Below are 14,856 nucleotides of genomic sequence, written 5' to 3' on the forward strand. Positions count from 1 at the left end.
CGGCCTCATAAACACAACGGCGGATTGCCGCCGAATGTGGCAGAACAGGCCTACTGGAAAGCTCAAAAGACGGTGGCCTAAAACACTTGACCACTACACCCCGAATTGAAAAAAGCCCAGACATCAACCCACCTCAGCCACAACCTAACTAAATCACTTGTTCTTTCTAAGCTCTTTTCTAAACCGAAATATAGCCTCCCCAATGTGGCGAGGCATAGAACGGCCTTTCTTAAGCCGTTCATAGCTAAATACGACTCTTAGCATTTGAGCCTCCACATCAGGATTGAGTCTAAACCTGACTACAAAATCATCCCTACTTTTTATATCTATATGCTTCAAACTGTTTCTCAGTTTGTATAGAACGCCCCCCTGTGCTCGACTTCGAACGCACATTCTGCCCGACACTTGTTCTTATCATGCTCTCAAATTCGTGAGCTTCATCTAACTGGCTTTGCTCACCCCTTGAGTTTAATAGTTTACTAAATATTTCTTCTGCCGCTCCCGCCAATGTTGATGCGGAATAGTAACGACCCTCTACAAATAGGTTTAAACAATCAAATAGTTGCTCTTCAGCAACTTCAAATTTGGCAATTTTCCTCATTCTAAATCCAAGATCATCATGATGTTTTAGCGCTTCCGTGGACACTTTCAGGTGCATCCATGCCGGGCTTTAGCATCCAATCCGAGAACCCCTTCCCTCTGAACCCAAGGCTGCCCTTCTCGATCAGCAGCATCCCCCACCCCAGCTCAAGAACACTCTCGGCTGAGCCCCAGAATTCGCGCCTACCCCAATTCCACACCAATACAAGACTTTGCTAGAAACATAAGTCCCAGATTTTTTACCTGGACAGGCCCATTTCACGAACACTGCTGGCCGGGCCGCCCAAAGATGACCTGCATAAAAATCGATGCTTGGTCCTTGATTAATCCTGCCAAACATGATGTAAAATGCATCATGTATAAATATTTATAATGTAAATCACATCATACTGAGGCAAATCATGGACCGGGGTCTTTCCCGCATCATCCTGATCGACAGCTACATGCCTGGCCGAGCCACGGAGGTGGCGGTCTCTGGACACACCAGCATCAACGGGCGAAACGGAGCCGGCAAGACCTCACTGCTGCGGCTAGTGCCGATCTTCTACGGGGAACATCCCCGGCACCTCATCACCAAGACGTCCAGCGGCCGCAAGAGCTTCGCCAGCTGGTACATGCCACGTGAGGCCTCTTGCCTGGTATTCGAATACGTGGGGGCCGACGACGACCGGAAGATGGCCATCTTTCGTGCCAGCTCCGGGCCCGACACCTACCAGCAGGTCCTGGTGGACGGCGGCTACGATGAATCACTCTTCCTGAATGTGCAGGCTCAGAAATTCCTGCCATCCTCCGAGCTTCTCCCGCGCCTGAAGGAGCGCGGCCTGGCCCATTACGTGTGCAAGAGTAATGACGAGTACCGGGCGATCCTCCTTGACGGCACCCACCGGGAACAGCTGCGCTACAGCCTGGTTTCGCGCAATGCGCGCATGGGAGCCGTTGTCCCCTTGGTTACCCACATGTTCCAGCGCAACGTATCCTTCGAACACTTTGCCCAGATCATCCAAGATTATGCACGCAACAACCTAAGCCCTCAGGCCCAACACAACCTAACGAGCTTTGAGCCCAACCGCCGGCAGCTCTCCGAGCTGGTAGAGCACTTTGACGCGTTTTCTGCCTTGAACGGCCTCCACGCTCGCCTTCCCGAACTGACCCGGTCCCTCGGCGAACTCAAGCTGCACCAGGGCAAGCGCAGCGCCACCGCCCTCGCCGCCAAGGCGCTTGATGATCGGTTGCACAGGGAAATCAATGGGCTCGCCGTGGAGCTCTCAGAGGAAGAGAAGGCTCTAAAAGCCCGAGGACACGCGGTTGATGCCCAGGTGTCCGAGGCCAGCAGTCAACGTGGCGCCGTGGTTGCGCAGCTTAACGACCAAGAGGCCATCGAGAGTCAACTTAGGGCCAGGAAACAAAGGTTCGACGCAGATGACCTGCCCGGAAAAGCACGTGATATCGCCACCCTCCCCGACAAGCTGGCCACGTTGGATGCGCGCCGGGACGAGCACAAGAGGTTGAAGGCAGATCTGGCCGACGTGGAAGGACCAATTCAGGCAGCGATATCCGATGAGAAATCTCGCGCCCAGCAGGCTGAAAGCCAGTATCAGAAGGCAGTGGCTGAGACCGAGCGGTGCCGGGCCTCCGCGCGAGAGCGGCTGGATGGCGATTACCGTAAAGCCCGCCAGGCACTCGACGACCGCCAGCAGGCTGGCCGACAACATGTTGAGGACCGGCGCCAGCAGGCCCGGGAGGACAAAATTCGGCTTCAGACCGAGCTCAAACACCCCCGGGTAGCCCCCGGAGTGGTCCGCCAGCTTGAAGCAGCCCAGGCGCTATATCTTTCGAGGGATGAGGAGGCACAACAAGCGTTTGATGTCCATCAGGCAGCCCTGGAGGAAAAGAACCAAGCCCAGGCGCACTTTGACCGGGTCAACAACCAGTATGACAAGGACAGGTACGAGGCCGACAAGGCTGAGGAAGAACTCGCGCATACTGAGCAATTTCTAGCCGGCGGACCCGGGTCCCTAATGCAGTTTCTCAACGAGTCATTACCCGACTGGCAAGACACTCTGGGCCGGGTGATCAACCCAGCGCTGCTCCGGCAAAGCGACCTCTTTCCGGCGCTGGTGCCCGGGGCGGAACCGTCGGTTTTTGCTGGTGTACGACTGGACGTTAAGTCCTTGCCGGCGCCTCAAGCGCCTGAAGCGCTGCAGGCTGCCTATGATGAGGCTCATCGTCAGCACGAAGCCGCCGAGCGCCGCCTCGTCCAAACGGAGAAAGAACTGGACCAGGCCGCTGCGCGCCGGGAGGCCGCAAACAAAGCCAGCAGTACCGCACAAAGCGCCGTGGACATTGCCCGACGCAAGCGCCGAGAGGCAGCAGATTCTCGTGATGCTGCGAAGGCCACTCACCGGGACGCCGAGCGCCAGGCGCGGGATCGTCTTGAAACGGATCTGGAGGCAGCCAAAGCCTGGCTCGGCGAGCTTGAGGACGAACATGCAACGTTGCTCGAAGAGCAGGCAGCAGCCCGCGAAGAACTTGCTGCGGCTCATGAGGCCTCGCTGACGGCAGCCGCCAACGAGCATGCGCGAGCACTGGCGGCCCTCTCCGAGGCCAAGAGTCAGCGCCAGACCGACCATGAGACCACCATGGCTCGATTGACAGCCCAGTTGGAGTCCGCCATTGCGGAAAGCGGAGTTAATCCTGACGACATCGCGAGGCTGGAGAACGAGATCCACGAGCTCAATGCCCGTTGCAAGCAGCTTGAGAGTTACCGAGTTCAGGTGGAGACCTACCAGGCATTTCTGGAAAATGACTGGCCGGACTGTGCCGTGGCAACACAACGCGCCGAGGGACTGCGGGCCCAGCGTGACGAGTTTGATGATCAGATTGAGGCCCTGCAGGCCGCCTGGACGAACGAAAAGCGCCAGACCGAACAGGCACTAGCGGCCCAGCGCGGCGAACTCCAAAACAAACGAACGGCACGGCAAATCCTACAGACCAGCGCGGCCCTTCGGGAGGCCACCAGCAATGTGGGCCTGACCGCCCCGGAGGAGGATCTGGAGTACTACTGCACCCTCTCCGCCGAGCACCTGATCCGGGAATACCTAGAGCAGCACAGGCTAGCTCAGGAAGACCTGGATCGTCTTGGCCGCATAGTGGATGTCTTTGTGGACGCCTTTCAGCGTTATCCCGGTAGCCCCAGCCACGACTACTGGCTGCAGCGCCAAGCAGACTGGGCCGGCACTGACATTGCGGTGGTCAGCAAGGCGAAAGCCGTTAAGGAATACTTCGAAGGCGGCAGCCACAAGCTCGCCCAGGACCAGCTGCTGGTGGCGTTCAATTACCTCAGCACACTGGATAGCTATCGCTTGGGCCTCGAGGCATTTGAGAATGGGGTGCGCAAGTTCAACCGGGATCTGGTGGCCCACCTGGAGCAGGACCTACACTTCGATCTCATCGACCGGGTAGAGCCCAAGATCACCCTCGACCTGTCCGAGCTCGATTTCTGGAAAGACCTGACGCGGCTGGCAGAGCTGTACCGCACCTGGGCCAAATCCAGTCGACAGCAGTTACCAGACCGCGCGCTGGTGCAAGCCATCGAGGCCTACAGCCAAACCATTCGGGACAAGCGCGGCCAGCAGGAGGACTTCTCCTCCCTCATCCGCTTCAAGTTCCACTTGGAGATTGAGGGCCGGCCCATGACAGCGGTGAACGCCGGCCAGCTGGAGGATATTTCCTCCAACGGTTTGTCGGCCATCGTGCTGATCCTGCTGTTCCAAGGCTTCGTGGATCTGGTCCGCGGCAAGCACACAGTCACGATGCTCTGGCCGCTGGACGAGCTCGGAACTATTGATGCCACTAACCGTCGGGTGCTGTTCAAGATGCTAGCGGAGCATGATATAGCCCTGCTCACGGCGACGCCGGACCTCCGCCCGGCCGATCTTGCGTATTTCCATGAGGCCTACGAGCTGGAGATCAATAACGGCCGGCGTCGCCTCATCCAGATGCAATGGCCCGGGCAGCGCGTGGCACCTATGCCGCCTGGCCCGCCCACCGAACACAGGGAGCCCTCCTAATGAGTAATCTGCCCTCGCCAGTCTACACCGATACCTTGAAACGGCTCCTGCAGGGGGAGGTGCTCTGCCCTTGGTCCACCCCCGAGCAGGCCCGGCTCCTGCAAGATAGCGAAGTGCGCAGTCGGGTCGATGAGTGGGTACGTGCCCTTGGCTACGAACTTGCTGAGACGTCCGGTGGGGCGGGGTATTACCTGGTGCACACCCGTGTGGACGAGCCCGCACGCGCCGATACCACCCGGCTTTTCCGGGAGATCATGGTGTCGCTGCGCGAGCACCTGAATGTCATCAATCTGCTGATGGAGGCGACCGACGCGGACGCGGCGCTGGCCCCAGGGCAAGTGATCCGCCCCAACCAGGTGGTTGCTGCGGCCGAGGTGAGCCCTAGCCTGCGCGACCAGCTAGGGAAGCTGAAGACATCCAAGCCGCAGTCAGGGACTCGGCAGCAGGTAGATGCGCTGATCAAGACCATGAAGGATGAAGGACTGCTGGTGCCGGCCCGCCAGGACGGAGAGGTGTATTCCTTCACCGGTCGTGTGGAACTGATTCAGGACATCATCGTGTTCATCCAGGAAAACGAAGAGCTCCCGCTCCCTGGGCATGGTGCCGATAGTCAGAAGTACCTGTTGTGAGCGCCGATAAGGACAAACCGCTCAATCAGCATCCTCTGGGCGCCCTGCTTCGCCAGCTGGACAAGGCCCGAGAGCTGGTCGTCCAAGCCTACGAGAAGCGTGAAGTACCGCTGGCAGACGGAGATGCCCGGCGCGCGGATCGGCTCATCAAGGGGCAGATTCTGCGACTCAACAGCGCACGCGATGCTGTGACCCTGAGCCCGGACATGCGCAAAGCCTTCGATAACGCGTTGCGCCCCCACCGGATTGGCCTGATCAATACCGATTTGCGCGGCCATGTGGAGTTGGCCGCCACCCTGCTTGAATCGCTTCTGGAGGCCCGACTGAGCAGCGACCTGGACCAGATTGAGATGGCTGAGACTGGCATGCAGGAGTGTCTGGACGGCATTTATGACCAGCTCGATGACGGCTCACGCAAGGCTGAACGCCAGGTGCATGACAACATCGGCACTCAAACGGAGACGGCCCCGCGCCGTCGCATGAACGAGTTCTACCACCAGAGACTCTCCAAGCTCACCGAGGAGTACCACCTAGTGACGGAGCAGCTGCGCGATGCGCCGTTCGACAGTGATTCTTGGTTTGCGGGCCGGGTGGTGGATTTGCGGGTTCGCACCATCCCCGTTATCGAACGGATCAATGTGGCCAACTCCGAGATCACGGCATGGCTTCATAAGGATCGGCAGCGAGAGGAGCGCGCCATGAAAATTCGGGCGGTGGTGGCCAAGTTCCAGGCGGATCCCGGGTTCTTCCCCTTTAAAGCGGCCGCCAGGGCCGGCAAGCACCCTGGCGTAAACCGGATTCCCCCAATACAACTCGCGGCGGCGCCCGACCTCGGGCCTAATGCGAACACGACCCTCTATGCCGAGGATGTGGCCGAGTTGGCCGCCAAGCTCAACATGCCATCACAGGCGCAGGTCCGCCCAGCTTCCACGTTCCAGGGCGAGGATGTAGCCTGCAAGGCGGTGTCGCCACCAGAAGGTCTGCGGCACTTCGATACCCTGATTACCGAGGCTCTGGCGTCCGGGGCGCCCGTAAGCGCCCGAGAATACTGGGAATCCGCGCAAGACGACCCTGCCCTGCCCGGCTGGGCAGTGGCCACGTTCCTTTACGCGCTTAACACCCACATTGAAGATGGAGCCTCCACCGCGGAGGGCGCATTGCTAGGCGAGAAGATCAAGCGCCAGCTCATCACCCGGGCCGACCACCCGCTGTCCGGTACCGAACGCTTCCACGACCTGATCGTCTACGCCGACGCTCTGCCTGAGGAAAAACTGCCCCAGGCCGTGCACTACGAAAGGACAGCCCCCCATGCCGACTAAACGAGTGATTCAGGCAGCTCTGACTGTGGCCCAGTCGGCCAAACGTGAGCACAAGGCTAACCGGTCCCATGAGGTACTGGCGAATAAGGGATACGGTCGGGTAGTGGGTCGGGAGTATGTGATCACGCCGGCAGAGCGGGACATGCTGCAGACGTGGTTGAAACGCGAAGGGGTGCCTTGGGATACACCACCGGAATACTATGGCACCGGGCACCGGGAAGAGGTAGCCGCTCACAGCCTCCATGAAAAGCATGCCAGCCGATCAACCCATGACAAACGGGTGCTGGTACAAGCCCTGAGCCCGGGCGTGCGGGTAAACGGCCATGAGCTACCGGTATTGCCCGTGGAGAATGCTTGCCTGTCACTCTCTGGCGATTCAATCCGCTCGCTTGAAGCAGGAGCACTGGTGGTGATCGAGAACAGCCGGGCGTTCCACCTATTCCGGAACCAACTGCTGGCGGTGGAGCCACACCGGTGGCTCGCGGTGTACCGCGGCGACACGCAGCATGCCAGCGGCCAAAGCTGGGCCAAGGCTATGGCCCAGCAACACCGACTTCGTCTTTATGCCTACCCTGACTTCGATCCGGCCGGTCTGGCGATAGCCCTGGACTTGGGGGCGGAGAAGGTTCTCCTACCCGACATTGATGAGCTAGCAAATTTCCCCGGCAGCGAAGCTGATTTTGACCGTCAACAAGACCAATGGGCCCGGGTCCAAAACACCGTGACACCAGGTTCCGTTCTGGCTCAGCGGGTGGACTTCCTGAGAGAACGAAAGGCAGGATTCACCCAGGAACGATTGCTGGCAGCCGGCAATACTCTGGAGCTGGTGCCCGTGGAGCGTCTGCAATGAGCCATCACGACTACCGGCGCGAGACCCGCCATCAAGCCCTGGAGCTCCTGATTCGCTGGGAAGGCGGGTGCAATGCCACCACCTTAGGAGAGTTATTCAGTCTGGATCGCACCAATGCGGGCAGGGACTTCCGCGACTACCGGGTCCGCTTCGGGGGAATCGAATATGACGCCTCCCGACGGCAGTACCGCGCCAGCCGCTCGTTTCGTTGCCACTTCAGCGACGGCAGCCTGGACGAGTATGTGGCTTTGTGCGCACGGCACAAGCGTCACGAAGGCATTTTCGACTTTGCCACCGCAAGCCCCATTCCCGTTCGCGAGCCAGTCATTCAGGATGTTGTGGCGGCGATCCTGAATAGGGTCCCGGTCGACATTACCTACCGCTCCTGGAATCACCCGGCGGGAATTGAACGTCGGATTCACCCACATGCTATCGCCTTTTCCGGCCTGCGCTGGCATGCCCGCGCCTTCGACAAGCGCACTCAGTCTTACCGGGACTTCAATCTAAATCGTATAATTGCACTGGATACCGTACGAGGAGTCGCCTACGTCAGCGGAGATAAAGACCTCTACTGGAATACCAGGGTAACAATTGAGCTTATCGCCAACCCCAAGCTTTCATCTGAAGAGAAGACCATGGTAGAAGCCGAATACGGCATGACGAACGGGGTGTTGGTCATACGACCTCGGCAATCCATGTGTCACTACGTCCTGCAGTCATTGAATACGCAGTTAGTGGACGATCAGGCTGTCTGCTCGGGTCGCACCCACCCTGTAGTGGTAGCCAATCCCGAAGATATACGACCTCTACTTTTTGAAGCAGCTGATACGAAGGAAGCGTTTTGTTGAATGGTGCCCCCCCTAGGCACAAAGGCTGTTTATGTTCGCGGACTCAGTACTGTTGTTGTAGAAACGATTGTTAGAGTGCGAGACCCTCGGGTAAGCGCGACATATAATTCCTTTTTGGAAAGCGATGCCGCATCGAGAACAATTGCATGATCAAACTCAAGCCCTTTAACCAATAGCGTCGTTCCGATCAATCGACTCCGCCCGATCGGCCGGCCTTTATGCCTAAACTCAACATGAAATCTTTCTGCCGCCGCCTTCAAAGAGAGGCCTGGATTCAATATAGATTTATTCAAAGTCTCAATAGCCCTGAAAAATAAATCACCACGAAAAACATTTACACCTTCCGTCTCTTTCAGGGCTAAAAGAAAGCCCCTTAGAGCGGAGACCTCCGAAGTCAAAAGGTAAACATTAGCTTCCCGAGCAACTTCTGGGTTCCGAGTTTTCGTCCGAATATCAACATGTTCTCCACGAGATGTTCCTGCCGGCAAATTCTTGGTCACACCGGTCATACATCGCTTAGAAAATTCAATAACTTCCTTTAACCTAGCTGTGTTATTAGACGCATCCTCTAGTTTCCTAATAAATAAAAAAAGATCTTTACCTTCAACCTCTTCGATCGATGAAAATCTTCCCGCTAGACTTCTTGATAAACTGTGGCACTTGGCCTTATATTGTTGATCGCCTTTATGAATGGCAATTATTTTTTGATTGCTTCCGCACTCAAAATAACGGCATACATTGCTCTGCGCCTGAACAAGAGCACGGGGATTACTATCGGAAGATAAAATTCGCACCTCTTTAGGCAATCCCACATTTAGATCGATTGGCTTGTCCTGCTCCAAACAATCGCGAACACTTTTTAGCCACAAACCAAGGTCGCTGGCGCCAGCCTGAATCCAGCGATGAGGATCTTTAAGCTCTCCAAGACATTCAAAGCCACCCTGGACTTCACTTCTCCAATCCACGGGATTCTGGCCATCAAAATCGAATATACTTTGCAAGGGATCTCCAAGGATCCTGCATGGCAAATTTTTTGCCAGCTTGACAACGATCGCATGCTGATGAATCGAGCAATCCTGATACTCATCAACGTAAAGACCATTATAGGAGGCACGGATAATCCTACGGACAAACTCATGATCTAGGAGGTTAGCGCAAGCGATATACAAGGAGTTCCAACACTCGCTATCTGCAGGACGCTCATCAGACCACCCCGAAGCTTCTGGATAGGCAAGTGAGAGCCTAAGCGCCCAACTTGCAATAGTGTCGATGCGATATAATCGTTCACAGACTCCTAAAACACGCATTTTTCGGCGCAAAGCATGCACACCTGCATAGGTGTGGGTCAAAATTAGCTGCCTTCCACTGCAAAGAGCCGTTGACTCAGCAATCAAATGGGTTTTCCCATATCCTGCGGGAGCGACCACATAACCACCCTCTCCCTTATATTCAGCAAGAAAATATGGCAAATCAGACACTATCGACCCAGCTCCGCATTGTTATGAGTTTCCGTACTAAATCACTATCCTGTATATCATCACCATCGATATAGCCGGAAACAGCTAGCGCCCAGTCCCGCCCCCAACTTTGTCTCTTGAACCAGTCGCTTATTTTCGCCGCCTTTCCTAGCGATGTGCGCAACCTCTCACCATCAATCCACGCTTCAAAATTGCGATCAAAACCTTGTCCATACTGACTCTGTATCTGATCAAGTATGCGGTCAGTGTTATTCGAAATAGCGCAAGCGAGAGAAAAAGATTTCTCTACTGCCCCCCAAGGGAGATCAGCAAACAATCGCTCCTCTATAGATAACCCGCCGCCCCATTTGATTACTTCAATACCTTTAGCTCTCAGCTCATCCGCGTCTTCATCAGAAAATTGATCAGGTGCATCTGAATCCGCAAGTACAGCGACATCGTACCCCAACAAAAAAATGCTCTTGGCAATCTCAGAAATATTGCCCGCACCGTTTGCATCAAACATCGCTATACCTCTGTAGGCAAAGGACTCTCTTTCCTTATTTGAAGTCCAGTACTCATCCAGGCCACGCAGAAAACCAACCTCAGTTGCCCCTTCGCAAATCACAATTTTAGGTGCCAAAAATGCTTCAGCTCCGGAACGAATTTTTCCTTGAACGAAATCGGATATAGCAGGACGATTAGCTGCAATTACATTTACTACACCATCCTGATAATGAACGACATGAAGGTCATCGACGGTTAGCTCACGCAACACCACAGGCGAGTGGGTGGTCAAAAAATACTGCCCCGCTTTATCTTCCTTCAGGTGCTGTAGTAATCGGGCAATTCTGTGGGGCTCTAAACCGAGTTCGACCTCGTCAAAAAGAGTTATATGCTTTGAATTTATTGTCTTTTTCTGAAGACCAATTGTTAGCATTCGCTTTGAGCCCAAACCCAGTTGGCGGAGAGGTATATTCCCATCATGTAAAGCCAATCCAGCCATCCGAACATTTATCGCATCAGCATCCAAGTGGGATCTGTAGGTGTCGGCCACCTTCACGCCTAGTGCACGAGAGGCAGCTTCCGCAGTGGCTGCAACAGTATCAAAACTTGCAAGATCTTGTGCCCGCCTGGCGTTTAGCGCAGCCTTCGCAGCACGTGCCGCGCCTGCCAACGATGATGTGATGCCCTGTGATTCGGTAAGCTGATTAAGAATTGATCCTCGGGACCATGTAAGATGCCGATCCGACATAGCACCAATCAAACTAACTGCCACCTTGGCCCGATCGGACGCTTTAAACGGTATACCATCATCCTCATCTCTCTTGATGACACTCCAAGACGGCTCTAAATCATCCGACACTATTAGACGAATACGCAAAGCATCTTCCAAACCTTCACCTGGCTCAGGCGCAAGTGTTTGCGTCACTTCATTCCAGCCGGTCAACATATGGCCATACTTTTCTAAGTCACGAAACGAGTCTGTCAAACCACCCAATACAACTTCAATATTGATCGGATTTTCAGGATTTCCACAATAGAAATCAGCATCATCAAACGAGATATTCCATTGCGGGAAGAAAGCCCTACGCAACGACTCAATAATCGTTGATTTTGTAGAATCCCCTCTACCAATCAAACATATTAATCTCGCATCAGGAACAGCCCAATTTAGCTCCCTAATCCCTCGAAAGTTTCTTATCGAAATATTCCTTATCTGCATCTCTTTCCTCTACATAATTCCTGGCAAACACCCCATATGAGCAACTTCCAGCAAGCACCTTAAGATCCCGCACACCACACAGGACAGCCTCATAAAAGACAACATCAACCCTTAAGCAAGACCCAGCCCACAAACTACCAAGCGTCACAATAATTATTCGCATAAACAGCCATCAACGACTTATCATTATATTTTCTTATCTTTCCAAACACAGACATTGAGTCAAAAGCGACTATTTCAAATTTATTCTTATTCGCTTCACGAGTATTTTTAATTCTTTCTAGAGAGTCATCTGTCAATCGGCCACTAGTCCAAAGCTCAAACCTAGGCTTTGGCCCATTCCATCCAATACTATCCAGATATTCCCTCACTCGAATAATTCTCTTTCGCAGCCAAACATCAATTTCCTTTTCATCCACATACCCACTCGGGTTAATACCCTTACACTCAATCGCTCTAGCAACAACCCCGGATTTTAACTCCCAAACATCAACTTCAGCACTTCCAGATTTAGCTTTTAGTATTTTACTAACCTCCACTTCCGCTGGAGATTCCTTCCTAATTACTTCAGCCACCAGAAACTCAAACAAAGCCCCCCGCATATTCCTGACAGCACCCTCAACTTTCCCGAGCCGACCAATAAGCTCATCCAGCTTCTCCGGATTCAAAACCCCCTCCGCTGCCTTCATCAAAACCTTCATTAATTCCTTGAAAGATTCAGCAGTTTCTTTGCCAAATAAATTTTCTACTGTAGCAGGAATAACACCATTTTCGCGCAGCAATTTGAAAGCGTCTAACTGGTAGCTACCGGCAACAAACACCGGAAACTGCCTCCCAATTTTTCTCAAAGCCTTCAGGGTCTTTATTTTATTAACAAATGGCTCAATATCTTGCTGAGAAACCTGATCTTTAAGAAGCAAATCACATACAAAGAAACCTGGCTTAATTGCCCCGTTCGCCCAATCAGACAGACCCGAAATATAGCTTGGAGCAGTGAAGTCCCAAGCAAACGTGCCTACTCTAGGTAGCTCCTTACCTTTAGATTCCCGAGTCTTAACACTTCCATAGCTAACCATGCCCAAGCGCCTTGACCAATCTTTAATATATTCAAGCAATATTTCTTCAGCTATTAGACGGCTACGCGTCTCATTAACTGTTTGATTAACCCCTCTAAAGATCAACTCGCTCATTTGCTTGGTCATGACGCATTCCCCCAACCCCCCGACACTAGCCTTGACAAGCACATTTGCTTTAATAAGTCGCTCCAATGCTGCATCTGCAGAAATTTGCTTTTTCTGGGAAATCGGAGAACCACAAGCTCCTCTAAAGTGCTCAACTGGTACAACACCTCTAGCCAAGACAGCATTCAACGCACGCGAGTAAGGCCCCCCAAGATCATGTATGGCTTTATAAAGATTCTCCCAATACAAGAAAGACGCGAAACTATCTTCCAGATAAATAAAACGAGCCCGCCTAGGGAATGGCAAATGCCCAAGGCGCTTCACTCCAGGTGGAGCCCGGCTTATCCGCTGCCTTGCTGCAGCTGGGCTCAATCCATGATTATCAACAAGGTATGCAGCTAGATCAGTACTTAAACACGGCCCCAAAGTTTTCAACGCTTGAACAAGCATGCCTCCCCCTTATGTCACAGAGCGCTATTTATAATATCTTACTACGTATGCATGGCGCCATTTTTTCGCATCACAAAAAAAGCATTTATATTCAATTACTTAAATCAACACAACATGCAGATTATCAACACTATGTCACAGTGACGCTGTCGTACTGTCAATATCCTCCCCCTTATTCCAAATAATTTAAGACACATATCACCACCATGAAGCCAGGAAGGAATGGCCTTCCTGACCCCATCTCATGGAGGTTTCATGATCATTCAATGTCCGTCCTGCCGCTCTATCCGGGTCATCGCCCTGCAAAATGGCCGCAAGGTCGGCGGGACTGTTGGCACGGCTGCCGGTGCTGCCAGTGGGTTTGCCATGGCTACCAGTGGCGCTCGTGTGGGCGCCACGGTCGGCCTGGCGTTTGGTCCTGCCGGATCCGCCATCGGCGGTATCGCCGGGGCCGTGCTTGGCGGTCTGGCTGGAGGCGTAGCCGGCGGTGAAGCTGGTGCTGCACTGGGGGCCAAGCTCGACGAGACCTATCTCGACAACCTGGAATGCCTGGACTGCGGTCATAGTTTCCGCCTCGATCCCGAGTAACCCCCTTTTCCCATTACCCGCTATTCCGAAGCCCGCCTTGTGCGGGCTTCTTTATGCTGCTTTGGAGGCCTGAATGGATATCCCCACTTTCGTAAAGAACGAGCAGGGTCTGTACCACGTACAGGGCTGCGTTAAGCCTGAGGAGATTGTCAGTACGGCAGCCACCATCCTGCTGGATGAGCTGACCGGCCGGGAGGCACTCACGGCTCCCACCGATGTCGCCCAGTTCCTACAGCTGGCTCTGGCCCAGGAGAAGAACGAGGTCTTCGCCGCCATCTTTCTCAACAACAAACACAAGGTGCTCAGTTTCGAGCCCCTGTTCAACGGCACCATTGATGGCGCGGCGGTGTATCCCCGTGTGGTGGTACAGCAGGCACTGGCCTGTAATGCCGCTGCAGTGATCTTTGCCCACAACCACCCCTCCGGGTGCTGTGAGCCTTCCCAGGCTGATCGCACCATTACCACCCGGCTCAAGGACGCTCTGGCCCTGATCGATGTGCGGGTCCTGGATCACTTCGTCGTGTCCCGCTCCGAATGGGTCAGCCTGGCCCAGCGCGGCTGGCTCTGAGTCTTTCCTATTCTGCTTTAGCTCTACCCCTGACTCTCCACACCTCTTCTCATTCGTTAACCCGCCCGCTTCGGGCGCACTGCTATTTCTTGGAGATTTACCATGGCACATCTTGTCGAAAGCATGGCCTATGCAGGTCGCACCCCCTGGCACGGGCTGGGCAACCAGCTCGCAACCCAGCAACCCCTCAATGTCTGGATGCAGGAAGCCGGCATGGACTGGGAGATACGTGAAACCCCAGTTCGTTTCATTAGCAGCGAGGCCGGGGCCCTCGGCCAGATCTCGTCCTTCCCGGATCAGAAGGTGCTGTTCCGCTCAGACAATCAGGCGCCTCTGTCGGTAGTGAGTAACCGCTTCAAGGTCGTTCAGCCCCGGCAGATCCTGGAGTTTTATCGGGATCTCACCGAGCAATCCGGGTTTGAGCTGGAAACCGCTGGCGTCCTTAAAGGGGGACGCAAGCTGTGGGCACTGGCCCGCACCGGGCAAACAGGCTCCTTGGCAGGTAATGACCAGACCAACGGCTATGTGCTGCTGGCCACCGCCTGTGACGGCACTCTGGCTACCACTGCC

Annotated in this window: 12 protein-coding genes; 8 read left to right on the forward strand and 4 right to left on the reverse strand. The window is 54.4% G+C overall.

Annotation, left to right across the window (positions count from 1 at the left end; all coding sequences use genetic code 11):
* Positions 1-313: 313 nt before the first annotated feature.
* The gene (locus CL546_RS07965; protein WP_290494037.1) at positions 314-601 is read right to left on the reverse strand and encodes a hypothetical protein; all 288 of its coding nucleotides are present in this window, start codon (positions 599-601) and stop codon (positions 314-316) included.
* Between the two features lie 400 nt (positions 602-1,001).
* Between CL546_RS07965 and CL546_RS07970 the strand changes: the two genes are divergently transcribed.
* From CL546_RS07970 to CL546_RS07990, 5 genes are read left to right on the forward strand one after another with little or no spacing between them, the layout of a single operon-like run.
* Positions 1,002-4,670 carry an ATP-binding protein gene (locus CL546_RS07970; RefSeq protein ID WP_290494038.1) on the forward strand — a complete coding sequence of 1,223 codons (3,669 nt, stop codon included), beginning with the start codon at positions 1,002-1,004 and terminating at the stop codon, positions 4,668-4,670.
* Positions 4,670-5,299 carry a hypothetical protein gene (locus tag CL546_RS07975; RefSeq protein WP_290494039.1) on the forward strand — a complete coding sequence of 210 codons (630 nt, stop codon included), beginning with the start codon at positions 4,670-4,672 and terminating at the stop codon, positions 5,297-5,299. The genes CL546_RS07970 and CL546_RS07975 overlap by 1 nt, the downstream gene beginning before the upstream one ends.
* Complete coding sequence (locus CL546_RS07980; RefSeq protein WP_290494040.1) at positions 5,296-6,618, forward strand: hypothetical protein; 1,323 nt, start codon at positions 5,296-5,298, stop codon at positions 6,616-6,618. Before CL546_RS07975 ends, CL546_RS07980 begins: the two co-directional genes overlap by 4 nt.
* Complete coding sequence (locus tag CL546_RS07985; protein ID WP_290494041.1) at positions 6,608-7,468, forward strand: DUF7281 domain-containing protein; 861 nt, start codon at positions 6,608-6,610, stop codon at positions 7,466-7,468. The genes CL546_RS07980 and CL546_RS07985 overlap by 11 nt, the downstream gene beginning before the upstream one ends.
* On the forward strand, positions 7,465-8,316 hold the full coding sequence (locus tag CL546_RS07990) for a WYL domain-containing protein (protein WP_290494042.1): 852 nt from the start codon (positions 7,465-7,467) through the stop codon (positions 8,314-8,316). The genes CL546_RS07985 and CL546_RS07990 overlap by 4 nt, the downstream gene beginning before the upstream one ends.
* Before the next feature lie 29 nt (positions 8,317-8,345).
* On the opposite strand, the gene CL546_RS07995 is transcribed toward CL546_RS07990, so the two are convergent.
* From CL546_RS07995 to CL546_RS08005, 3 genes are all read right to left on the reverse strand, one after another.
* Entirely contained in the window at positions 8,346-9,794 is a 1,449-nt protein-coding gene (locus CL546_RS07995) for a UvrD-helicase domain-containing protein (protein ID WP_290494043.1), read from the reverse strand.
* Positions 9,787-11,499 carry an ATP-dependent nuclease gene (locus CL546_RS08000; RefSeq protein ID WP_290494044.1) on the reverse strand — a complete coding sequence of 571 codons (1,713 nt, stop codon included), beginning with the start codon at positions 11,497-11,499 and terminating at the stop codon, positions 9,787-9,789. The genes CL546_RS07995 and CL546_RS08000 overlap by 8 nt, the downstream gene beginning before the upstream one ends.
* Positions 11,500-11,633: 134 nt before the next feature.
* Positions 11,634-13,130 (reverse strand): hypothetical protein, encoded by a 1,497-nt coding sequence (locus tag CL546_RS08005; protein ID WP_290494045.1) that lies wholly within the window; start codon positions 13,128-13,130, stop codon positions 11,634-11,636.
* 255 nt (positions 13,131-13,385) lie between these two features.
* Between CL546_RS08005 and CL546_RS08010 the strand changes: the two genes are divergently transcribed.
* The 3 genes from CL546_RS08010 to CL546_RS08020 form a co-directional block, all read left to right on the forward strand.
* Positions 13,386-13,718: a hypothetical protein gene (locus tag CL546_RS08010; protein WP_290494046.1), complete on the forward strand. Its 333-nt coding sequence runs from the start codon at positions 13,386-13,388 to the stop codon at positions 13,716-13,718.
* A gap of 73 nt (positions 13,719-13,791) precedes the next feature.
* Complete coding sequence (gene radC, locus CL546_RS08015) at positions 13,792-14,286, forward strand: RadC family protein (RefSeq protein ID WP_290494047.1); 495 nt, start codon at positions 13,792-13,794, stop codon at positions 14,284-14,286.
* A 102-nt stretch (positions 14,287-14,388) separates the two neighbouring features.
* Positions 14,389-14,856: DUF932 domain-containing protein (locus tag CL546_RS08020; protein WP_290494048.1), on the forward strand; the 468-nt coding region annotated here is incomplete at its 3' end.

Source organism: Alcanivorax sp., assembly GCF_002726155.1.
Taxonomy (GTDB): domain Bacteria; phylum Pseudomonadota; class Gammaproteobacteria; order Pseudomonadales; family Alcanivoracaceae; genus Alcanivorax.

Bases quoted from the DNA above. Each gene is read 5' to 3' on its own strand.
- CL546_RS07965 (WP_290494037.1), bottom strand. From the start codon at position 601: ATGAGGAAAATTGCCAAATTTGAAGTTGCTGAAGAGCAACTATTTGAT.
- CL546_RS07970 (WP_290494038.1), top strand. From the start codon at position 1,002: ATGGACCGGGGTCTTTCCCGCATCATCCTGATCGACAGCTACATGCCT.
- CL546_RS07975 (WP_290494039.1), top strand. From the start codon at position 4,670: ATGAGTAATCTGCCCTCGCCAGTCTACACCGATACCTTGAAACGGCTC.
- CL546_RS07985 (WP_290494041.1), top strand. From the start codon at position 6,608: ATGCCGACTAAACGAGTGATTCAGGCAGCTCTGACTGTGGCCCAGTCG.
- CL546_RS07990 (WP_290494042.1), top strand. From the start codon at position 7,465: ATGAGCCATCACGACTACCGGCGCGAGACCCGCCATCAAGCCCTGGAG.
- CL546_RS08000 (WP_290494044.1), bottom strand. From the start codon at position 11,499: ATGCAGATAAGGAATATTTCGATAAGAAACTTTCGAGGGATTAGGGAG.
- CL546_RS08005 (WP_290494045.1), bottom strand. From the start codon at position 13,130: ATGCTTGTTCAAGCGTTGAAAACTTTGGGGCCGTGTTTAAGTACTGAT.
- CL546_RS08010 (WP_290494046.1), top strand. From the start codon at position 13,386: ATGATCATTCAATGTCCGTCCTGCCGCTCTATCCGGGTCATCGCCCTG.
- radC (WP_290494047.1), top strand. From the start codon at position 13,792: ATGGATATCCCCACTTTCGTAAAGAACGAGCAGGGTCTGTACCACGTA.